Source organism: Vibrio marinisediminis (assembly GCF_014050145.1).
GTDB lineage: Bacteria > Pseudomonadota > Gammaproteobacteria > Enterobacterales > Vibrionaceae > Vibrio > Vibrio marinisediminis.
This window is the reverse complement of sequence record NZ_JACFYF010000002.1, coordinates 183,953-204,179: the sequence shown is the minus strand read 5'-3', so window position 1 is coordinate 204,179 and position 20,227 is coordinate 183,953. Positions and strand designations below refer to the sequence as shown.

19 protein-coding genes are annotated in these 20,227 nt (G+C 44.8%); 11 read left to right on the top strand and 8 right to left on the bottom strand.

The genetic code is table 11. The annotated features are described in order from the left end of the window. The first annotated feature begins 150 nt into the window (after positions 1-150). The 3 genes from H2O73_RS05175 to H2O73_RS05165 all read left to right on the top strand — a co-directional run bounded on the left by H2O73_RS05175 (position 151) and on the right by H2O73_RS05165 (position 3,146). Positions 151-1,761: a hypothetical protein gene (locus H2O73_RS05175; RefSeq protein WP_220457480.1), complete on the top strand. Its 1,611-nt coding sequence runs from the start codon at positions 151-153 to the stop codon at positions 1,759-1,761. A 23-nt stretch (positions 1,762-1,784) separates the two neighbouring features. Beyond that, entirely contained in the window at positions 1,785-2,294 is a 510-nt protein-coding gene (locus H2O73_RS22190) for a type II secretion system protein (protein ID WP_281364210.1), read from the top strand. 306 nt (positions 2,295-2,600) lie between these two features. Further along, positions 2,601-3,146 (top strand): outer membrane beta-barrel protein, encoded by a 546-nt coding sequence (locus H2O73_RS05165; RefSeq protein WP_182107304.1) that lies wholly within the window; start codon positions 2,601-2,603, stop codon positions 3,144-3,146. Positions 3,147-3,405: 259 nt separating this feature from the next. On the opposite strand, the gene H2O73_RS05160 is transcribed toward H2O73_RS05165, so the two are convergent. From H2O73_RS05160 to H2O73_RS05145, 4 genes are all read right to left on the bottom strand, one after another. Further along, positions 3,406-3,945 carry a GNAT family N-acetyltransferase gene (locus H2O73_RS05160; RefSeq protein WP_182107302.1) on the bottom strand — a complete coding sequence of 180 codons (540 nt, stop codon included), beginning with the start codon at positions 3,943-3,945 and terminating at the stop codon, positions 3,406-3,408. A gap of 182 nt (positions 3,946-4,127) precedes the next feature. Further along, the gene (locus H2O73_RS05155) at positions 4,128-4,895 is read right to left on the bottom strand and encodes a peptidoglycan binding protein CsiV (protein WP_182107300.1); all 768 of its coding nucleotides are present in this window, start codon (positions 4,893-4,895) and stop codon (positions 4,128-4,130) included. Between the two features lie 37 nt (positions 4,896-4,932). Next, entirely contained in the window at positions 4,933-8,397 is a 3,465-nt protein-coding gene (gene mfd / locus H2O73_RS05150) for a transcription-repair coupling factor (RefSeq protein ID WP_182107298.1), read from the bottom strand. Positions 8,398-8,405: 8 nt separating this feature from the next. After that, positions 8,406-8,972: a PilZ domain-containing protein gene (locus H2O73_RS05145; RefSeq protein ID WP_182107296.1), complete on the bottom strand. Its 567-nt coding sequence runs from the start codon at positions 8,970-8,972 to the stop codon at positions 8,406-8,408. A 176-nt stretch (positions 8,973-9,148) separates the two neighbouring features. On the opposite strand from H2O73_RS05145, the gene lolC reads away from it, so the two are divergent. Genes lolC through lolE form a run of 3 tightly spaced genes read left to right on the top strand, consistent with a single transcriptional unit; the run spans position 9,149 to position 12,280 of the window. Next, positions 9,149-10,357, top strand: coding sequence for a lipoprotein-releasing ABC transporter permease subunit LolC (lolC, locus tag H2O73_RS05140; RefSeq protein ID WP_182107294.1), 1,209 nt, complete (start codon positions 9,149-9,151; stop codon positions 10,355-10,357). Further along, entirely contained in the window at positions 10,350-11,036 is a 687-nt protein-coding gene (gene lolD / locus H2O73_RS05135) for a lipoprotein-releasing ABC transporter ATP-binding protein LolD (RefSeq protein ID WP_182107292.1), read from the top strand. The genes lolC and lolD overlap by 8 nt, the downstream gene beginning before the upstream one ends. Beyond that, positions 11,036-12,280 (top strand): lipoprotein-releasing ABC transporter permease subunit LolE, encoded by a 1,245-nt coding sequence (gene lolE / locus H2O73_RS05130; protein ID WP_182107290.1) that lies wholly within the window; start codon positions 11,036-11,038, stop codon positions 12,278-12,280. Before lolD ends, lolE begins: the two co-directional genes overlap by 1 nt. A 139-nt stretch (positions 12,281-12,419) precedes the next feature. Here the strand turns inward: lolE and H2O73_RS05125 are convergent, their stop codons facing one another. Next, the gene (locus H2O73_RS05125) at positions 12,420-12,929 is read right to left on the bottom strand and encodes a DUF2062 domain-containing protein (RefSeq protein WP_182107288.1); all 510 of its coding nucleotides are present in this window, start codon (positions 12,927-12,929) and stop codon (positions 12,420-12,422) included. 8 nt (positions 12,930-12,937) lie between these two features. Here H2O73_RS05125 and H2O73_RS05120 point away from each other — a divergent pair, with 8 nt between their 5' ends. The 5 genes from H2O73_RS05120 to kdsB are packed head-to-tail and all read left to right on the top strand — an operon-like array spanning position 12,938 to position 18,892. Then, entirely contained in the window at positions 12,938-15,187 is a 2,250-nt protein-coding gene (locus tag H2O73_RS05120; RefSeq protein WP_182107286.1) for a DNA internalization-related competence protein ComEC/Rec2, read from the top strand. Positions 15,188-15,220: 33 nt separating this feature from the next. Beyond that, positions 15,221-16,972, top strand: coding sequence for a lipid A ABC transporter ATP-binding protein/permease MsbA (msbA, locus tag H2O73_RS05115; protein ID WP_182107285.1), 1,752 nt, complete (start codon positions 15,221-15,223; stop codon positions 16,970-16,972). Between the two features lie 3 nt (positions 16,973-16,975). After that, positions 16,976-17,983: a tetraacyldisaccharide 4'-kinase gene (lpxK, locus tag H2O73_RS05110; protein ID WP_182107283.1), complete on the top strand. Its 1,008-nt coding sequence runs from the start codon at positions 16,976-16,978 to the stop codon at positions 17,981-17,983. Next, positions 17,964-18,143 carry a Trm112 family protein gene (locus tag H2O73_RS05105; RefSeq protein WP_182107281.1) on the top strand — a complete coding sequence of 60 codons (180 nt, stop codon included), beginning with the start codon at positions 17,964-17,966 and terminating at the stop codon, positions 18,141-18,143. Before lpxK ends, H2O73_RS05105 begins: the two co-directional genes overlap by 20 nt. Further along, positions 18,143-18,892, top strand: a complete 750-nt coding sequence (kdsB, locus tag H2O73_RS05100; protein ID WP_182107279.1) for a 3-deoxy-manno-octulosonate cytidylyltransferase — start codon at positions 18,143-18,145, stop codon at positions 18,890-18,892. Before H2O73_RS05105 ends, kdsB begins: the two co-directional genes overlap by 1 nt. Positions 18,893-18,956: 64 nt before the next feature. Here kdsB and H2O73_RS05095 read toward each other — a convergent pair whose 3' ends face one another. From H2O73_RS05095 to H2O73_RS05085, 3 genes are read right to left on the bottom strand one after another with little or no spacing between them, the layout of a single operon-like run. After that, on the bottom strand, positions 18,957-19,097 hold the full coding sequence (locus H2O73_RS05095) for a TIGR02808 family protein (protein ID WP_182107277.1): 141 nt from the start codon (positions 19,095-19,097) through the stop codon (positions 18,957-18,959). A gap of 10 nt (positions 19,098-19,107) precedes the next feature. Further along, positions 19,108-19,686, bottom strand: coding sequence for a NapC/NirT family cytochrome c (locus H2O73_RS05090; RefSeq protein ID WP_182107275.1), 579 nt, complete (start codon positions 19,684-19,686; stop codon positions 19,108-19,110). Positions 19,687-19,715: 29 nt separating this feature from the next. After that, entirely contained in the window at positions 19,716-20,171 is a 456-nt protein-coding gene (locus tag H2O73_RS05085) for a nitrate reductase cytochrome c-type subunit (protein ID WP_182107273.1), read from the bottom strand. Between the last annotated feature and the right edge of the window lie 56 nt (positions 20,172-20,227).

Sequence of the window (20,227 nt, the reverse complement as noted above, 5' to 3'; positions counted from 1 at the left end):
AAGAATGTGTGTAAATAATTCGCTCGTTAGCCCTTACAAAATATTTACCTTATCAATGAGTGAAGCGGAGGGGGCGTGGACACCAATAGTTTTGTTACTAGAATGCCGACAAAAAGTATTAATCAGTAACAATGCATTAGTGGTGAATAAATGCTCAACAAGAAAATCCGATGTTTGTTTTTGTTAACAGCCGCTTTAGTTGGCTGCGATTCAGACAAAAACGATGCTTCTCAAACAGGGAGCTCGACAGGTACCAATAGTGGGGGGAGCAACCCACATCAGACCATCGTAATAGGTGGTTTATCTAATACGTTACCTGAGCATCTACAGATAGCTGCAGATTCAGGTTATAACCTCTATCTTCCAATCTCAATTAATAGCGTAGCGAAACAAAAATTAACGTTCACCAGTAATGATACGATACACATTATCGCTTTGTTTAATAAAGATAAATATGTCAGCGATGAGCAGCGTAAGAAAGCGCAGCAGATCATTGAGCGAAAGATTCAACGTGCCGCGAAAATCATGCAGCATTATCTCACTAATTTGCCGCAATCAACCTATGGTAGCGATAAGTCTTCGATTGCCCAGCTAATGGCGAGTCGTCAAGCAACATTGATGCTAACTGCCAATGATGCAGAGAATGATCAGATGCTGACAAAGCTTTTTGTTGCAGAAGCCGACCGTCAGGGCAAGTTGCAATATTGGGTGGAAGCGTCAACGCAAGCCAATAGCAATGAGCTTGATGCGTCTTCTTCGGCTAACTTTATTACCTCATCGACCGCGTTTAAAACCAAGTATCCCAACCAGTACCAAAATATCGTTGATGAGGTTTTACAAGGTGTGTTGAAAAGCTCAGAGACACAAAATTGGTTGCTACATAGTCAATCTCTAATGTTTAGAGAGTTGACCGTAGAAGGGGACTGCCACTACATGAGCAATTTCGCCAACTACTGTGAAGACTTAGGTGAACATGCTGATCGTGATGCGGCTTTTGAGGAGATTCTCCACCTAACTCAGGCCCAAGGGATCGCCCCGAATCCAATCTACAAGACGTTCCAAGAACGAATCCAGCAACGTGCGTTTGCGTTATATAAGCGCCACGAGTCAGGAAAGTTTGCCGTTTGGCAACCGGAGACTTCTAGTTGGAATGACTGGCTAACGGATGATGTTGACCCTGAAATTGGACCAAGTTACTCGCATGAATACTTAGCCGCAGCATTCGAAGCTTATATGGGGATGTGGGAACATCGTTCTGATGGTCTAGATAGTTATCAAGCTTTAACTCGCCAACAAATGCAAAACGATGATTCAGATGCGCTATCTTGGATTGAAAATATGTTTCATGGTTTCCTGCAATATACTGCCGATATTGACTCTAATGGTGTTAAAAAGTATTACGACAACCAATCAACTCTGGTTGGAACACCAACATTTTCGATGTCTAAGATCGACAACTCTCCAGCTGAAGATTATACATTTAAATCGCGATGGTTATTAAATGTTCAGATTGTCGGAGATGAGACGATTAATTTAATTGCCAACGATCAAAATAATAAAATACAAGGTAATAAGAAAAATAATAAGGTTGATGGAAAAGGAGGTATTGATACCTATATTGTTTTGGATGAGTTCTCTCATTGTTCGATTGTTCATCAAAAATACGATGTTTTGGTAAATTGCCCAACAACTGGGGTTGATGAGTTAATAAATTTTGAAAATATTCAATTTCAAGACCGATTAGTAAGTATAGTTAATTAAATAACCAGTGGAATGTTTGAAGCATGATGAAATCTAGGAAGGCTATAAATAATAGCAAAGGCTTCTCTTTATTAGAAATGACGATTGTTATCGCGATCGTAGGTATTTTAGCTTCGGCAGCATTGCCGAATTATTTTGATGTTAAAGACAGTGCAAAGGAAGCGGTGATACTCAATGCTTGGCAATCACTTTTAGCTACTAATTCTTCAACTCTTGGTGAGGCGTTGCTTGAGGGGAAAGATGTAGGGCGCAATAAGGTTGATGATATTTTTTTATGGAATGGAAATATCGTAATGAACGCTCCGAACTTACGCCGTGCATTAAGTACAAATTTGGAGGTGCTGGATATAAGTCTATTTAACCTACCGATTAACGAGGATGATTCCATTCAACATGGTTTATATGTCATGCATAGTGAAGATTATTCTACTTATAAAAACTCTGGTGTTATACCGAAGTGTTTCATTATAGCAGTTCAGCGTAAGAGTGATGAAGGTAAGCCATATATCGAAGCGAACACTGAATTGTGTTGATTGTTGCTTAATGCTGGATTAATCAATTATCGGGTGTTCTAATGCCTGGTAGTTACCTTGTTTAATAACGAGTTTTGTTTTTTAGACCTAATGATTGTCTGATTACTTAGTGATGGTTATATAGTGATTAGGGTCTATTTAGCCTTACATGTCCTTACCTTGGCTTACATACGTATTATTTTTTTGATGTTATTGTTTGGCTTGCTGACTATTTATGTGCAAATTCTATTTATGGGGCAATATTTGTTCTCAATAATAGATTTCATGCCTTTTCTTGGTAAATAAAAATATTTGGAGATAATTAAAATGAAGAAATCAATGTTAGCCCTTTCCATGTTAGCGTTAGCTGTGTCAGCGAATGCCAATGCACGTGATGGTCTATATGTGAGTGGTGCATATTCAATGATGTATCACGACGCGGTTTTCACATCAAGCAACGATGTTGAAAATGGTTTTGCCGCAGCGTTCGGTTATGATTTTCCAATCGGCAGCTTTTTTGTGTTAGGTGCGGAGTTTGAATACAAAGACTTAGGTTCAACCACGGAAAAGGCTTCATCTGATAGCTTTAAAGTGTCTATGTCTTCTGTGGGGGTAAACTTATTGCCTAAGGTTTACTTTGGTGACGGTTTCCATCTGTTGGGTAAGCTGGGTTACCATAAAATTGATGCGGATATCCAGACAACTATTTTAGGTCAAGCTACTACCTCTGCTTCGGATAGTGCTACGCTGATCGGTGTTGGTTTAGGTTATGACTTTACTAAGCATATAGGTTTACAAACTACTTACGAAATTCATAATGTTGCTTCTTACAATACCGCCTCTGCCAACATCGCTGTTAAGGTTTCATTCTAAGGCTGGTCAAAATAAGCAATTCGCAGCCTCACTTCGTACTTGTATCCAAGTCTCTAAATGTAACTTAGCTCAGGGATTCATTAGAAGAACAATGGAGTGAACGAACTAATATGTAAATATCCGATATCTGGAAGCAGGTATCGGATTTATTTTATGCTTTGATAGTGACCTGGTGACGGCTTCTTACTTCTGCAATATCTTCCGAATATTAGAGAATAGGCGGAATCACCGTGTTAGGGGTTGATGGCAATCTACTGACTTACTTGGGAACAATCGAGTAAACCGCCCCTTGTTTGGGCTTGCCATTAAAGATGAAGCGATTCGCGGCGAGCGTTTCAAACTTGGCGCCACAGGCGGTTGCGAGCTTCTGACTCGCGAGATTATCGGGGTCACAGACTATTTCTAGTCGAGTTAGTTTGAGGATATCGAAGCAGAACTCACACAATGCCAACAACGCTTTACGGGCATAGCCTTGGTGTTGAAACTCATCAGCAAGCCAATAGCCTAAACTCGCCATATTAAAGGTTTGGTAAAGCTCATTAATCGCAACCATCCCAACGAGTACGTCGTCACTGCGGCGAAAAATGCCAAAACCATACGCGTCGGATTTTACCCAATTTAAGCGAGTCGCGAGAATGAAGCGATCGGCTTCATTGAGTGAAAAATCGGCGTGGCACCATTCAACCCATTGATGCAAGCTAGGGGAGCGGACAACAAGTTGTTGCAAAGCCTCGCTTTCTTCAGCATCAACAAGGCGTAAAACAAATTCGCGGGTAATAATTTGGTAGTCTGGGCTCATGGGGTATACGGGCAATTAGTGACTGATTATAAAGTATATAGTAGTGGCTGAGCCGACAACAGAAATCGAATTGCCAAATGGCTTGTTGCTAGCGAGATATGGTCTGTTTGCTAAAAATAAACGCCCAGTTTTTGACTGGGCGTTTAATAATTTAAGATGCTTAGTATGAGAGTGTTGTATGTTTACTCGACGCGACGTACTTGGATGATCATACCCATAAGAGGGTGATCTAAGAAGTGAGTTTCACTACTGCGCATACGGCGTTTTTGGTCCATACGGTAGCTTTTCAAAAACTCCTCAGTGTGCACCGTTGGCGTCACTTCGGTCATCAATCCGACTTGAACGGTATCATTGCCAGCTAGTGGCGTCTGTTGAGTAATATCGACTTGGCGATCTTCAAGCACGACGTCACGAACACTTGGCTCTTTGAGGTCAAGCTGAACGTCAGCATATAAATAGTGCTCGACATATATCTGCAGTTTGCCGTCTAACTCATACAGCGGTCCAGGAATGGTTTGCTCGCTTACGCCTTCAATGACCGATTCATTGTGAGAACCCACAGGTGAGCCATCGCGATTGAACTGACCGGAATAGTTCTTTCCTGCAGTGATATGGAAAACAGGCGCCGATAGACGACCTTTATCCCCTTGACGCCAAGCTTTATGCATTAACACTTGGAAACCGGCATGGTTGCGCAGTTTTTGTGCTTCACCGTCGAGCTGGTAGTTTGCACGAGACAGCATTTGCACACCTTTACGAGCGCGGTAATTGCTGTCGGCAAAGCTGCCCACTTTTTCCATATTGATTTCAGGCAGAGTATTTGGCCATGACTCGGTCACTTGCTCTGCGTCCACTGCACGTTTAAAAATGATCACTTCAATATCAAATTGTCGCTGCGCCCAACTTGGCAGCGCAACGAAGAAGAGAAGCAGTGGGATCAGCTTTTTCATTACATCTCCATATACGGGTGACACCCACCCGGAATACTTAGTGTTGTTTTGGTAATAAATTTTGCTGGAATTCTGCCAGCATGTCAGTAACAAACTGAATTCTTTGACGCCTATCGACTAATGGTAGCGTAAACTTAAACTTAGTTGGTCCTTCCATTGCGAATTTTTGAGGCTGAGATTGCAACAGTGTAACTAAATACATTGGGTTAATGTCAGCATCAGGATAGAACTCAATATATCCGCCCTTGTCATGAGCTTCAATTTTCTTCACTTTCAAACTTGCGGCAGAAAGCTTCAGCTCTGCAACCGAAAGTAAGTTCTTGGTTGCATCAGGTAATAAACCAAATCGGTCAATCAGTTCAACCTTCAAGCCGTTTAACTCATCTTTGTCGCTCACACTCGCTATCTGCTTATACATTGATAGGCGAGTATTCACATCAGGGATGTAGCTTTCAGGTAGTAATGCTGGAATACGCATCTCTACTTCTGTCTGCTCGCGTAGTAACTCATCAAGAGATGGCTCTTTGCCTTCTTTGAGCGCCTCGACGGCTTGTTCTAGCATTTCCATATACAAATTGAAGCCAATCGATTGGATTTGTCCACTTTGCTCATCGCCCAGCAGTTCACCAGCCCCACGAATTTCCAAATCGTGAGTCGCAAGTGTAAAGCCTGCGCCCAAATCTTCAAGTGATGCAATAGCATCTAATCGCTTAATCGCATCTTTAGTCATCGCTTTTGGATGCGGAGTCAGTAGGTAGGCATACGCTTGGTGATGCGAACGACCGACACGACCACGTAATTGGTGTAGCTGTGCTAAGCCCAAGTGATCGGCGCGATCCATAATGATGGTGTTGGCGGTAGGTACATCGATACCCGTTTCGATAATGGTTGTACAGACCAACAGGTTAAAGCGCTGATGATAGAAATCATTCATCACTTTTTCCAATTCGCGCTCTCGCATCTGTCCATGAGCTATAGTGATACGGGCTTCGGGGATCAGTTTTTCAAGATCTGCGGCGGTTTTCTCTATGGTATCCACTTGATTGTGCAGGAAGTAAACCTGACCACCACGCATCACTTCACGCAATACAGCCTCTCGAATGGCAGCATCTTCACGCTGACGAACAAAGGTTTTGATTGCCAACCGGCGTGCTGGTGGTGTGGCAATAATCGACAGATCACGCATGCCGCTCATCGCCATATTTAGGGTGCGAGGAATTGGCGTTGCGGTGAGAGTCAGGATATCGACATCGGCACGCATCGCTTTCATTTTCTCTTTTTGACGAACACCAAAGCGGTGTTCCTCGTCAACAATCAGTAAGCCAAGATCTTTAAATACGATATCGCTAGAAAGTAACTTGTGCGTGCCTACAACCAAATCCACTTTGCCGGCAGCGATATCTTGCATCACCACTTTTTGCTCTTTGGCGGTTTTAAAGCGTGATAGCACTTCAACACGGATCGGTAAGTTGGCGAAACGGTCACGGAAGTTTTCGAAGTGCTGCTGGGCAAGTAGGGTGGTAGGTACCAATACTGCCACTTGCTTGGCATTGTCTGTCGCCACAAACGCAGCGCGCATGGCTACTTCGGTTTTACCAAAACCAACATCACCACACACAAGGCGGTCCATGGCTTTGGCTTGGCACATGTCTGACATCACCGCGTTGATTGCCATTGATTGGTCGTCAGTTTCTTCAAACGGGAAGCCTGATTTAAATGTCGCGTATTGCCCTCGGTCTAGGGCAAATTTGTAGCCGGGTTTTAGTTCACGCTTTGCGTACACATCGAGCAGTTCGGCAGCAACATCGCGGACTTTTTCCGCAGCCTTACGGCGCGCTTTTGTCCAAGCTTCACCGCCTAATTTGTGCAGCGGTGCACTCTCTTCGGCGCCACCAGAGTAACGGCTAATAAGATTCAGTGATGCAACAGGGACGTATAGTTTGGCTTCGTTTTGATATTCGAGCGTGACGTATTCGGTGAGCATGCCACCGGCTTCGAGGGTTTGTAGCCCAAGGTAGCGTCCAATACCGTGGTCGATGTGAACGACAGGTTGTCCTGCCTTTAGCTCGGCTAAGTTGCGGATAACCGCATCACTATTGGTGGTTTTGCGATCTTTACGGCGGCGTTGAATAACGCGATCACCGAGTAAATCACTCTCACAAATAAAAGCGATTTGCTCGTCGCCATAGAGGAACCCGTGTTCAGCCGCGCCAAGCACTAAGGTAAACTTCTCTTTATGTGCAAGGGCGTCGCAGAAGCTGTCGCACTCTACAGGTCGCAGTTTGATTGGTTGTAGTAGTTCTAATAGTGCTTCACGTCGACCTTCAGATTCGACCGAGAAGATAACTTTGCCTTGGTAGCTCTCATTGAACTGACGCAGTGCGGCCATTGGCTCTTTGTTCTGATGTTGAACTTTAAGTTCTGGCAGCGCTGAGATGTTTGGGTTCACGCGACCTTGCTTTTCACTGATAGGGTCAATGGAAAGTAGAGCATGTGGCAATAGCTTAAGCTGGCTAAATAGCTCATCTTTCTTAAGCCACAATTCGGTTGGCGGCAGAAGCGGGCGTAGTGGGTCAACCTTACGTTGATCGTAGCGGTAATCAACGTCAGTTAAGAATGTGTCAATTGCCGTTTCAATGTCGCCAACGCTGATCAGTTGCGTATTATCTGAGATGTAGTCGAACAGCGTTTCTGTTTGTTCAAAAAAGAGTGGCTGCCAGTACTCGATACCTGCCGGCCATGTCCCCTTGCTGACTTGCATATAAACAGATTCGGGCTCACGACGCGCTTCAAAGCGCTGACGCCAGCGAATGCGGAAATCTTCGATTGCCGTTTCAGAGGTCGGGAATTCATGAGCAGGTAGCAAGCGAATTTCGCTTACATCTTCGATTGAGCGTTGATTCTCAGGATCGAAAGTACGAATGGTGTCAATTTCATCGTCGAAAAAGTCAATTCGATAAGGATCGCTTGAACCCATTGGGAAAAGGTCAATGATCGAACCGCGGCTGGCATACTCACCAGGACCGAATACTTGGTCGGCATGTCGATAACCGGATTTCTCCAACTGCAGGCGCAACTTCTCAAGTGAGAACAAATCCCCTGTTTTTACCATTAGCGTATGTTGCATCAAGTAATCACGTGGTGATTGACGCTGTAGTAACGTACTAATCGGTACGATGGTAATGCCACTTTCTTGCGTAGGCAGTTGATAGAGGCGAGCGATACGATCAGAGATAATTTCTTGATGAGGAGAAAAGTTGTCGTATGGCAGTGTTTCCCAATCAGGGAACAAGGTAACGCTTTGGCTAGAAAACTGTTCTAGCTCTTGTTGTAGTTTTAGTGCGCTTTGAGGATCTGGCGTGGCTAAAAGTGTGTGCCCGCTATGCTGCTCGGCCAATTCTGCGATAGCGAGAGCAAGCGCTGACCCCGGTAGGTTGCCAATGTGTTTTTTATCACCGGCACCGGTAGGATTAATAAGCTTAAGTAGTGATGGTTTTGACATGTCTTTTACTATTTTTCGCGATTCAGTGAGCGTTGACGAAGTAGTTTCTGTTGTTGATACAAAGCGGCTTTTATTAGTAAGTCTTGGTCTAAGTCGCGTAACAGGTCATATTTTACTGAAATCGTATATTGTTCATCTTCATTCGTGCAGTTAAATACTGACCCATAGCAATAAATTGCGGCTGCGGGATGGTCAAGAAACAGTTTTACTCGCACTTTCTGACCTACATTTAACGACTGAGGTGCATGAAAGCTAAACTGGCTTGCACCAAATGAAATCGTTTGATGACGAAAAGTAGCATCATCTTGCTGTGACAACATAAAGGTTAGCAGAAGATTCAGTTTTGCATTTTGCGTATCAAGTAGGTTGATGACATGTTTGAAATCGTTCGACTTTAGTTCAGCGCGCGCTGCATCATTTAATTGATCCAGAGAACTGAACTCGCTGGCCACTAAAAATGGTGCAGGAATTTCATCTTCAAACAGTGTGAAGGTTGGATACTCAAAATCGCTAGCCAAGGGTTCGACATTGACGGTCATTTGGTGATGAACAGTGAAGTATTCTTGGTCAGACATGAACTTTTCCTTCTATTGATGTTCTGATTATCGTCATACACACCAACTAATCAAGGTATGTCATTGTTAATGGCTGACTTAATTACTCATTTTAACCGCGAAATGGCAATTTAGGGCTATCAGCCTCTTAAATTTACCGTTACAGTATTCGCCATTGATAGGTTTTGGTTTTATTTATGTTTCATCCAGTGTCGACCTATATCGGGTTGCGTTACCTTAGAGGACGCTCCGGTGACAGGTTTAGCCGATTCGTTTCTTATATGTCCACCGCAGGTATCACGATAGGTGTGATGTCATTAATTACCGTACTTTCGGTTATGAATGGTTTCGAAGGGCAATTAAAAGGACGTATTCTCGGTGTCCTTCCTCAAGCGATTGTTTCCCAACATGATGGTAAGACCCCGCGAGCAGAACAAGCGCCTGAATTTATTCAAGCGATGTCGACGGCTGCTCATCCTGAGCCGATTGTGCAAAGTGAAGCGGTGATCCAAAGCGCGAAACAATTAAGCGCAGGTCTACTGATTGGCATTGAACCTAATGAACATGACCCAATTGAGCAACATGTGATTGCTGGTCGTCTCTCCAATCTGAAATCGGGTTCTTATCAGGTGTTTGTTGGTAGCGCTTTAGCGCGTTCAATGGATATTGGTCCTGGTGATAAGGTTCGCTTAATGGTCACCAGTGCTAGCCAATTTACGCCGTTAGGTCGTATTCCCAGCCAACGTATTTTTACCGTTGGAGGTATTTACAATACGGGATCTGATGTTGATGGCCAGTTAATGTTGACTCACATTGATGATGCTGCGCGCTTATTACGTTTTAACAAACAGACCATGACGGGATGGCGTCTGTTTTTCAATGACCCATTTGTTGTCGGTGAGATGAGCCAACAACCACTGCCGGAAGGCTGGCAATGGCAAGACTGGCGTGATCAACGCGGTGAGCTTTTCCAAGCGGTTCGTATGGAAAAAAACATGATGGGTTTAATGTTGGGGCTGATTGTTGGCGTCGCTGCTTTCAATATTATCTCCGCGCTCATTATGGTGGTGATGGAGAAGCAATCTGAAGTGGCGATTCTCAAAACCCAAGGCATGACAGATAGACAGGTGATGACCATCTTTATGGTGCAAGGTGCCAGTAGTGGTGTTGTCGGTGCTTGTATTGGCGGCGTATTGGGTGTGTTGCTTGCCAGTAATCTCAACAGTTTGATGGAAAGTGCCGGTATTGCCTTGTTCTCTATGGGCGGCTCACTGCCAGTTGTGATTAACCCAGTTCAAATTATGGTTGTAGTAACTTTAGCGGTGGTGCTCAGCCTACTTGCAACCCTGTTTCCTTCCTACCGAGCATCATCTGTAAAACCTGCTGAGGCATTAAGATATGAGTGATTTACTACAGTGTCGTGACGTGACCAAAATCTACCATGAAGGCGCACTGGAGACTCAAGTATTAAAAGGCGTCAGCTTTGAACTAAAGCGTGGAGAATTAGCGTCAATTATTGGTACGTCGGGTTCCGGTAAAAGTACGCTTTTACATGTGCTTGGTGCGCTGGATGATGCAAGCTCAGGCCAAGTCACGTTTTTAGGGCAAGATCTATCGAAGTTAAGCTCGAACAAACAAGCCAAACTGCGTAATCGCCATTTAGGGTTCATTTATCAGTTTCATCACCTGCTGGCCGATTTCACAGCGCTGGAGAACGTGGCAATGCCACTGCTCATTGGTGGCATGAAAGTGAGTGAAGCGAAGCAAAAAGCGCAAGCCTTGTTGGACAAAGTGGGGCTTTCTCACCGTATTGAACATCGACCTTCTGAATTGTCGGGTGGTGAGCGCCAACGTGTCGCGATTGCCCGAGCATTGGTGAATAGCCCTGACTTAGTGTTAGCTGATGAACCAACCGGTAACCTTGATCATAAAACCGCATTGGCGATATACGATTTGATGCGTGAACTAAATCGTGAATCAGGTACCGCATTTTTGGTGGTAACTCATGATGGTGAGCTTGCGGGTAAGATGGATCGCCAACTGCATATGCAAGATGGTTTGCTGGTTGATGTGGAGGAAGCTTAGTGTTTTCATCACTTTCTCTCTTCATTGGTCGACGATTTAGCCGCGCGAAACAGCGCAACAAAATGGTGTCATTTATCTCGCTTTCATCAACCATCGGAATTGCGGTTGGTGTAGCGGTGATCATTATTGGCTTGTCGGCAATGAATGGTTTTGAGCGAGAGCTGAAGGACCGCGTGTTATCTGTGATTGCTCATGGTGAGTTTGAAGGGGTAAAAGCACCTATTCAACAATGGCAACAAGTCATTGACCAAGTTGAAAAGCACCCAAAAATTGAAGCAGCCGCGCCCTATGTGAAGTTGACAGCGTTGGCTGAGCGTGGGCAACACCTGAAAGCGATAGAAGTACGTGGTATTGACCCGAGTAAAGAAGCCTTGGTATCTAACTTAAGCCAGTTTATTGATAGCGAAAGTTGGCAAAATTTCCGCGCCGGCGAAAAACAAGTCATTCTGGGGCAAGGTATTGCTGATTTACTCAATGCCAAGCAAGGAGACTACGTAACGCTGATGATCCCATCAACCGGGAGCTCGAGCCAAGTACAAACACCAAAGCGTGTGCGTGTACGCATTGCGGGGCTGCTAAAACTTAATGGGCAAATCGATCACAGCCTTGCTTTAGTGCCACTACAAGATGCACAAGCTTATGCCAAGCTAGGTGAAGGTGTGACGGGCGTATCTGTGCGCGTGACTGATGTGTTAGATGCGCGTCAGATAGTGCGAGAAGCGGGTAATACACTTAATGAGTATGTTTACCTACGCAGTTGGCAGCAGAAGTATGGCTTTTTGTATCGAGATATCCAGATGGTCCGCACTATCATGTATTTGGTGATGGTGTTAGTGATTGGTGTCGCGAGCTTTAATATTGTTTCGACGCTAATGATGGCAGTAAAAGATCGCGCAGCAGAAATCGCAATTTTACGAACCATGGGTGCAACTGATGGTTTAGTTAAGCGAATTTTTGTCTGGCAAGGTGTTTTCTCCGGCGTGTTAGGCAGTGTGGTTGGCAGTATTGTGGGCGTGTTGGTGGCACTCAATCTAACTAGTCTGATCAAAGGATTAGAGTCTCTGCTTGGTCATCAGTTTTTGTCGGGTGATATTTACTTTGTTGATTTTCTACCATCACAGGTATTGGTGGGGGATGTGGTACTAGTCTCTTCTACCGCGATTATATTAAGTCTGTTGGCAACTTGGTATCCCGCGTCAAGAGCAAGCCAACTCAACCCTGCCGCAGTGCTCAGTTCGAAATGATTTCGAGAGTGACGAGTTAAACAAATAAAAAAAGGACCAATCGGTCCTTTTTTCATACTTGTACATCATGGTTTTTACTCGGTTGTCCGAGTGAGAGACCATCTTGACCTTCGCCATTGGATAGTCGACCCAAGGCATATTATCGTGAACGACGTTTTTGCCAACTGCGTACGACAGAGTAGCGCCATAGTCCTTTAATACCGAAATAGCCTGCCATTGCAGAGGTAACACCACAAATCATGCAGCCGAGCAGGAACGGAGGACCAATAGTACTCATTTGATGAAGGATAAAGTCCCAAGACAGCTCAAAGTGAAATGGCTGTGGTGGAACATGCATCACCCAAGCGCCAATCTTATACGCAAAGTAAAACAACACGGGCATAGTTATGGGGTTACTAACCCATACTAACGCAACAGAAAGCGGCAAGTTGACACCACATAGGATGGCAAGCCCTGCCGACATTATCATTTGACTTGGTAACGGAACAAAGGCCATGAATAAACCTACCGCAAAAGCACCAGCGGCTGAGCGTCGATTAAGACACCATAGGTTTGGGTTATAAAGCACGTTGCCAAAAACCTTTAATGCCTTCTGACGTTTTATTACTTCGTGGTCAGGCATAAAGCGTTTTATGAATTTTCTTGGCATAAGGGAATATGACTCTCTTTGTTAATTATTGGACGTTGTCGTCGTTCGCAATACTCATCATAACCACTCCCCATTGGTTACACCTGCCGAAGTGGTTTTGGTCAGTTCCATGCCTAGTTTGGCTCTTGCTTTGCTTTAAGTTTAGATGGCTGAGATGGGGCTGTGGGTTTATCGCTGCGCTTTTTATTGTGATAGCGAGCGGCAATCTTTTGCGCCATCAGACGAACACCCTGTTCAATGCCGGTTCGGATCTTATCATAAATGCCGACGTTGACAGCCTTTTTAAACCAATAAATCACGGCTTTCAAGGGGTAGCAGTGATTAGATCAATTAATGGTAACGAAATAGGTTATTTTTCACGCCCAAGGGTATATCTCACCGCTCCTCAACAACTTGAGTTGGGGGATAGGATCACCGCACAGGTTAAGCTCAAGCCGATAATTGGCACCTTGAATGAAGTAGGGTTTGATAAGGAAAAATATGCAATTAGCCAACGGGTTGTTGGGCTGGTCGCGATGAAGCATAACAGCTCATTCATTGTGCAAAATCGCAGCTCTTGGCGGCAAATATTATTTTCGAGAACACTTCAATTAACGCAAAAACTCGCGCATCAAGGCTTAATCATCGCGTTAACTTTTGGTGAGCGCAGTTACATTCACAAAGAACAATGGACTCAGTTGCAACAAAGTGGTCTAAGCCATTTAGTAGCGATTTCTGGTTTGCATATTGGCATCGCCTTTGGTTTTGGTTGGCTATTGGGTTTTCAACTATTTCGGCTAGGTATCATGCAAGTGTGGGTGCCGACTGCTATCGCCATGCTCTGCGCTTGTACTTATGCTTGGTTGTCAGGGTTTTCTCTGCCCACTCAACGAGCATTAATTCTTCTGCTTATTTTTGTCAGTTTTCAATTCACACGCATTAATACCAGTTACCGTTTTAAATGGTTGTTGATGCTAGCGGGTTTGCTCATTTATGATCCTTTTGCGGTGTATTCAGATAGTTTTTGGTTATCAGTGTACGCCGTTGCCATTCTATTTTTCATTCTGTCGCTGCTTTCGGGGCTAGGGTCGAAACTCAAAAAGGCGTTCTTGCTTCAAATTGGCTTAGTCACTTTGATGAGCCCCGTGATTGCATTACTGTTTCACGGTTTCGGTGTTGGGACGTTCATTTACAATGTGCTGTTTGTTCCTTGGTTTAGTTTCTGTGTTATCCCCTTATTGTTAGCTACGACCGCATTGGCGTCGGTCCTTCCTCAACTCGCAGCTCCGCTCTATTACTTGGCTGACTTAAGTTTATTGCCCGTTAGTAGTGCGATAAACATCAGTCAGTTGGCTTGGTTACCGGTATCGATGGGGGTGTCATCAATAGTGGCATTTGCGATTGCTTGGTGTTTACTACGCCCGCTTATCGAACCTCGTCTATTCACCGCTGTATCTCTGTTTGCTGTGCTGGCATTTCTTTTCCGTCGAGATGATTTTGATTGGCGGCTCGATGTGTTAGATGTTGGGCACGGTCTGGCGGTTGTCGTAGAAAAAAATGGCAAAGCCATTGTCTATGATACAGGTGCCTCGTGGGAAAAGGGGAGTTACGCCCAACACGTTATAGTGCCGTACTTGTATTCGAGAGGATTGTTTTTGGACACGATAATCATTAGTCATTTTGATAACGACCATGCCGGTGGGTTGCCTGAACTGTTGAAGCATTGGCCGTTGGCGACTGTGGTTTCTAGCCAATCTTTAGCAAATAATAATCCGTCGTATGTAGCTTGTACTAAAGGTGAACACTGGCGTTGGCAACAACTGACATTTGAAGTTATTTGGCCGCCAAGTCTCGTTTCTCGAGCCTATAACCCACATTCTTGCGTGGTCCGAATAGTCGACAGTAGCAAACACAGTGTTTTGCTCACTGGTGATGTTGAAGCGGTAGCGGAGTGGATACTGGTGCGAGAAGCTGAACAACTTAAATCCAATGTGGTGTTAGTGCCACACCATGGCAGTAAAAGCTCTTCCTTACCTCGTTTTGTTGATGCTGTAGATGCCAACATTGCCATTGCTTCTACGGCTTTTCAAGGGCGCTGGGCGTTACCCAACCCTGCGGTAAAACAGCGTTATATTGAGCAAGGTGCGCAATGGTTAGAAACTGGGCAAGAGGGGCAGAGCAGTTTGATATTTAAACAACGAAAGTTAAGTATTGCTTCGATGCGGCGAGGGAAAGGGCAGGCTTGGTATAGGCAGACGCTGCGTAAGCGAGTAGAATAGAAAGAATATTGTAAAAAAGAATAAAGCAATTCTATGTCTCTTGATCAAGATGAAACTACCTGGCAAACCTTTCAACGTTTATGGGCGTATATTCGTTTATACAAGTTAGGTTTGGCTGCGGCAGTTGTCGCACTTGTTATTAATGCTGTCGCGGATACCTACATGGTCTCTTTACTAAAACCTCTTCTTGATGAGGGTTTTGGTAACGCTGAGTCTAACTTCCTACGTATTTTGCCGCTTATTATCTTTGGTATGATGATAGTGCGCGGCTTGAGTGGGTTTGTTTCAACTTACTGTTTAAGCTGGGTTTCGGGCAATGTGGTGATGGAAATGCGCCGCAGCATATTTAATCAATTTATGCATATGCCAGTCGCTTATTTTGATAAAGAATCTACCGGTGGTTTACTCTCGCGTATTACTTATGATTCAGAGCAGGTTGCGGGGGCAACCAGCCGAGCGTTAGTGAGTATTGTTCGTGAAGGGGCAAGTATTATTGGCTTACTGACCTTGATGTTCTGGAACAGTTGGGAGTTATCGCTTGTATTGATCGTGGTTGCGCCAATCGTGGCGTGGGCGATAGGCTTTGTTTCTAAGCGCTTTAGAAAAGTATCAAAGAACATGCAAGAGGCGATGGGGCACGTTACTTCATCCGCAGAGCAGATGCTCAAAGGTCACAAAGTGGTATTAAGCTACGGTGGTCAAGACGTTGAGCGTGGACGCTTTGATGTTGTGAGCAACAAAATGCGCCAACAATCAATGAAGTTAGTCGGTGCGCAGGCAATTGCCAACCCAGTCATTCAGCTTATTGCTTCAGTGGCATTGGTGACGGTACTGTTCCTTGCTAGTGTGGATTCTATCCGTGAAACATTGACTCCAGGTACATTTACGGTTGTGTTCTCTGCCATGTTTGGTTTGATGCGTCCACTAAAAGCACTAACCAACGTAACATCTGATTTCCAACGTGGTATGGCGGCTAGCCAGACACTGTTTGCTTTGATGGATCTCGAAACAGAGCAAGATAACGGTAAGTTTGAATGTGATAACGCTCGTGGTGTTGTTGAAGTGAAGGATGTGACATTCACCTACCAAGGCAAAGAAAAGCCAGCACTATCCAATGTTTCGTTTACCATCCCACAAGGCAAAACCTTGGCATTGGTTGGGCGTTCAGGCTCTGGTAAAAGTACCATTGCGAACTTGTTTACCCGTTTCTATGATGTTGATTCTGGCTCGATCAGCCTAGATGAACATGATGTGCGTGATTACAAGCTATCAAATCTTCGTAGTCACTTTGCGCTAGTATCGCAGAACGTGCACTTATTTAACGATACCATCGCGAACAATATTGCTTATGCCGCGACTGAAGAGTACAGCCGTGAACAAATTGAGCACGCCGCTCGACTTGCCCATGCAATGGACTTTATCGACAAGATGGATGACGGTTTGGATACGGTGATTGGTGAAAATGGCGCAAGCTTGTCTGGCGGTCAACGCCAACGTATCGCCATTGCTCGTGCATTGTTACGTGACGCACCCGTATTGATTTTGGATGAAGCGACATCAGCACTGGATACTGAATCAGAGAAAGCGATTCAAGCCGCGTTAGATGAACTGCAAAAAGACAAAACTGTGCTTGTAATTGCGCACCGCCTATCCACCATTGAAAAAGCCGATCAAATCCTAGTGGTTGATGAAGGTGAAATCATTGAGCGTGGTAGCCACCAAGAGCTAATTGCCATTCCAGACGGTGCATACTCTCAACTGCATCGAATTCAATTTGGCGGCTAAACCGTGATTGAAAAAATCTGGTTTGAAAACCATCCTTTCAAATACTTGCTGTGGCCACTTTTGTGGCCACTGAGTAAACTGTTTGGCATGATCAGCCGCTCACGACGTCAAAGCTACCAAACGGGCAATAAAGAAGCTTATCGCGCCCCTGTTCCTGTAATTGTCGTTGGCAATATAACGGCTGGTGGCAATGGGAAGACCCCCGTAGTGATCTGGCTGGTAGAGAAACTGCAATCGCTAGGGTACACACCGGGTGTTGTCTCTCGTGGTTATGGCGCGAAGGCACCGAGCTACCCTCTATTAGTCGATGATCTAACGTCAACTTCCCATTGTGGTGATGAACCAAAGCTGATTTATAAACGGACCAAAGCCCCAGTTGCGGTTGACCCTGTACGAGCCAAAGCGGTACAAGCATTGTTGCCATTAGGGGTGGATATAATCATTACAGATGATGGTTTACAGCATTACGCATTAGAACGCGATATTGAGTTTGCCGTGGTCGACGGTAAGCGTCGCTTTGGTAATAAGCAATTGATCCCATTAGGACCGCTGCGTGAAGGGCTTGAGCGCTTAAAAGAAGTCGATTTTATTATTAACAATGGTGGTCAAGCTGAGGAGAACGAAGCGGCAATGACGCTACAACCGAGCTTAGCCGTTAACCTGAAAACGCGTGAGCAAATGCCTGTCAGTCAACTGAAACAGTTGGTTGCGATGGCTGGCATTGGTCACCCGCCAAGATTTTTCAATACATTAAAGCAATTAGGCGCTGAGCCTGTACATTGCCAAGGGTTTGCGGACCACCAAGATTTTCAATTATCACAATTGGCAGAGTTAGCTTCTCGTGGTAAACATCTCATCATGACAGAAAAAGACGCGGTTAAATGTACCGAGTGCGCTGAGGAAAATTGGTGGTATTTGCCTGTTTCTGCCAGCTTCTCACAACATGATGAGAACCGTATCTTAGAACGAATTAAACAAACAAAGGAACATTATGGATCACCGTCTGCTTGAAATCGTTGCGTGCCCAGTATGCAAAAGCAAACTGACTTATGACAAAGATAACCAAGAGTTGATTTGTAAGGCAGACCGTCTTGCTTATCCGATTAAAGAAGGTATTCCGGTACTGCTTGAGCCAGAAGCACGTACTATGAGCATGGATGAGGGCAGATAATGTCGTTTACGGTTGTTATTCCAGCTCGTTATCAATCTACACGCTTGCCAGGTAAGCCGTTAGCTGATATCGCTGGTAAGCCAATGATTCAGTGGGTCTACGAACAATCCATTCAAGCCGGTGCTGATAATGTCATTATCGCGACGGATGACGAGCGGGTAGAAAAAGCGGCCAAAGCGTTTGGTGCACAAGTTTGTATGACATCCCCTGATCATGAGTCAGGTACTGAACGTCTGGCTGAAGTGGTTAAATTAATGGGCATTGCTGATGATCATATCATCGTCAATGTACAAGGGGATGAGCCATTAATCCCGCCAGCAATCATTGCTCAAGTTGCGGATAACTTAGCGAATAGCCAAGCACCGATGGCTACATTAGCCGTAGAAATTACAGATGAAGCGGAAGTGTTTAATCCCAATGCGGTAAAGGTTCTGACCGATAAAGATGGCTACGCCATGTATTTTAGTCGTGCCACGATCCCATGGGACCGCGATAATTTCGCTAACAACAATACCGTTGCTCAGCCGTTGCTGCGCCATATCGGTATTTATGCATATCGTGCGGGTTTTATTAATACATACATCAACTGGCAGGCAAGTGCGCTAGAGAAGATTGAATGTTTAGAGCAATTGCGAGTGCTTTGGTATGGTGAAAAGATTCATGTTGCTGTTGCTAAAGAAGCGCCGGCGGCTGGGGTCGATACGCCAGAAGATTTAGAGGCGGTAAGAGCTATTCTTGCTAACCACTAATCAGGTTTGAACATAAAAAAAGCCAGCCACATTTAAATGGGCTGGCTTTTTTGTTTTATCAGTTCTATTCGTCGAGCTCTTTGTCTTTGCTCATTGATAGCATCCAGACGCAAATGGCGGCAACGACCGCAAAGCCTGATAAAATGATCACTGGCATCGCGCTATAACCCAGTACGTGCCAAATAACAGATTCTAATGTACTCATACTGTGCTCCTTATTGCCAGCCTTCTACACCTTCCATATCTGGAAGTTTGTGGGCGATGCCTTTGTGGCAATCAACACAAGTTTTTTCCCCATTAGCAAGGGCTGTAGAGTGCTGTTTTGCGCTTCGAGAACCTTGCTGTGAGAAATCCATATAGTCGAATTCATGACAGTTACGACACTCTAAGGAGTCGTTTCCTTTCATTCTTGCCCATTCTCGTTCGGCAAGATGACCACGACGTTCTCGGAACTTTTCAGGCGTATCGATGGTACCTGTTACGTAGTGAGCAAACAGTTCCTTTGAAGCCTGAACTTTACGAATAATCTTATCAGTCCATTCGTGTGGAACGTGACAATCAGAACAGATAGCACGAACACCAGAGCGGTTTGAGTAGTGAATAGTCTCTTTGATTTCAGCAACAATTGGTGCGTGACAACCCGAACAAAACTCTTCAGTGTTGGTTGCCTCCATTCCGGTGTTAAACGCGCCCCAGAATAGAAGACCACCAGAAAAGCCCATAAATAGCACAATACCAACGGCTGCTTTACTTGGGCGAGTTAGTCGCTTCCAAAACGCTTTCAATAATTTCATATATTAACCTCGTTAATCGTCTGTGTAGGCTATTTCAGCGATTGAACACGTTCGAAATCATTTCCTACTAGCGGTGTCGCCTCGGCTTGAGGTACGTGACACTGTAAGCAGAAGTAACGTCGTGGAGACATATCCGCCAGAACAGCGTCTTCGCGGTTAACATAGTGAGTTACACTAATTTTTGTCGCCCCTTCTTCTTTCGCTTTTTTCCAGCTATGGCACGACAAACATTTGTTCGCGTTTAGTGATACTTCATAGTTGCGAATACTATGTGGGATCAATGGTGGCTGGTAGACAAAGCTACTTTCAAGCGGTTGCTCTTTTGGGTACTTCTTAAAATCATCTGCTGGGCGTGTATCTTCCAGTTCAGTTGCACCACGCAATGATTCTAGACCACCGTTACCACCAGGGTTATTGAGTTCGGCTAGTGCGCTACCACTCAGTACAGCACCCAGCGCAAATAGCGCAATTAATAGTTTTTTCATTTTAACTTCTCCGCCAACAAGGCTAAATTCTGATCAGGTCGTGCGGGGCACGACCT

Bases quoted from the DNA above. Each gene is read 5' to 3' on its own strand.
- H2O73_RS05095 (WP_182107277.1), bottom strand. From the start codon at position 19,097: ATGAGTACATTAGAATCTGTTATTTGGCACGTACTGGGTTATAGCGCG.
- H2O73_RS05160 (WP_182107302.1), bottom strand. From the start codon at position 3,945: ATGAGCCCAGACTACCAAATTATTACCCGCGAATTTGTTTTACGCCTT.
- H2O73_RS05120 (WP_182107286.1), top strand. From the start codon at position 12,938: ATGACTCTCTTTGTTAATTATTGGACGTTGTCGTCGTTCGCAATACTC.
- kdsB (WP_182107279.1), top strand. From the start codon at position 18,143: ATGTCGTTTACGGTTGTTATTCCAGCTCGTTATCAATCTACACGCTTG.
- H2O73_RS05085 (WP_182107273.1), bottom strand. From the start codon at position 20,171: ATGAAAAAACTATTAATTGCGCTATTTGCGCTGGGTGCTGTACTGAGT.
- H2O73_RS22190 (WP_281364210.1), top strand. From the start codon at position 1,785: ATGATGAAATCTAGGAAGGCTATAAATAATAGCAAAGGCTTCTCTTTA.
- H2O73_RS05125 (WP_182107288.1), bottom strand. From the start codon at position 12,929: ATGCCAAGAAAATTCATAAAACGCTTTATGCCTGACCACGAAGTAATA.
- mfd (WP_182107298.1), bottom strand. From the start codon at position 8,397: ATGTCAAAACCATCACTACTTAAGCTTATTAATCCTACCGGTGCCGGT.
- lolD (WP_182107292.1), top strand. From the start codon at position 10,350: ATGAGTGATTTACTACAGTGTCGTGACGTGACCAAAATCTACCATGAA.
- H2O73_RS05175 (WP_220457480.1), top strand. From the start codon at position 151: ATGCTCAACAAGAAAATCCGATGTTTGTTTTTGTTAACAGCCGCTTTA.
- H2O73_RS05105 (WP_182107281.1), top strand. From the start codon at position 17,964: ATGGATCACCGTCTGCTTGAAATCGTTGCGTGCCCAGTATGCAAAAGC.
- H2O73_RS05145 (WP_182107296.1), bottom strand. From the start codon at position 8,972: ATGTCTGACCAAGAATACTTCACTGTTCATCACCAAATGACCGTCAAT.
- lolC (WP_182107294.1), top strand. From the start codon at position 9,149: ATGTTTCATCCAGTGTCGACCTATATCGGGTTGCGTTACCTTAGAGGA.
- H2O73_RS05165 (WP_182107304.1), top strand. From the start codon at position 2,601: ATGAAGAAATCAATGTTAGCCCTTTCCATGTTAGCGTTAGCTGTGTCA.
- H2O73_RS05155 (WP_182107300.1), bottom strand. From the start codon at position 4,895: ATGAAAAAGCTGATCCCACTGCTTCTCTTCTTCGTTGCGCTGCCAAGT.
- msbA (WP_182107285.1), top strand. From the start codon at position 15,221: ATGTCTCTTGATCAAGATGAAACTACCTGGCAAACCTTTCAACGTTTA.
- H2O73_RS05090 (WP_182107275.1), bottom strand. From the start codon at position 19,686: ATGAAATTATTGAAAGCGTTTTGGAAGCGACTAACTCGCCCAAGTAAA.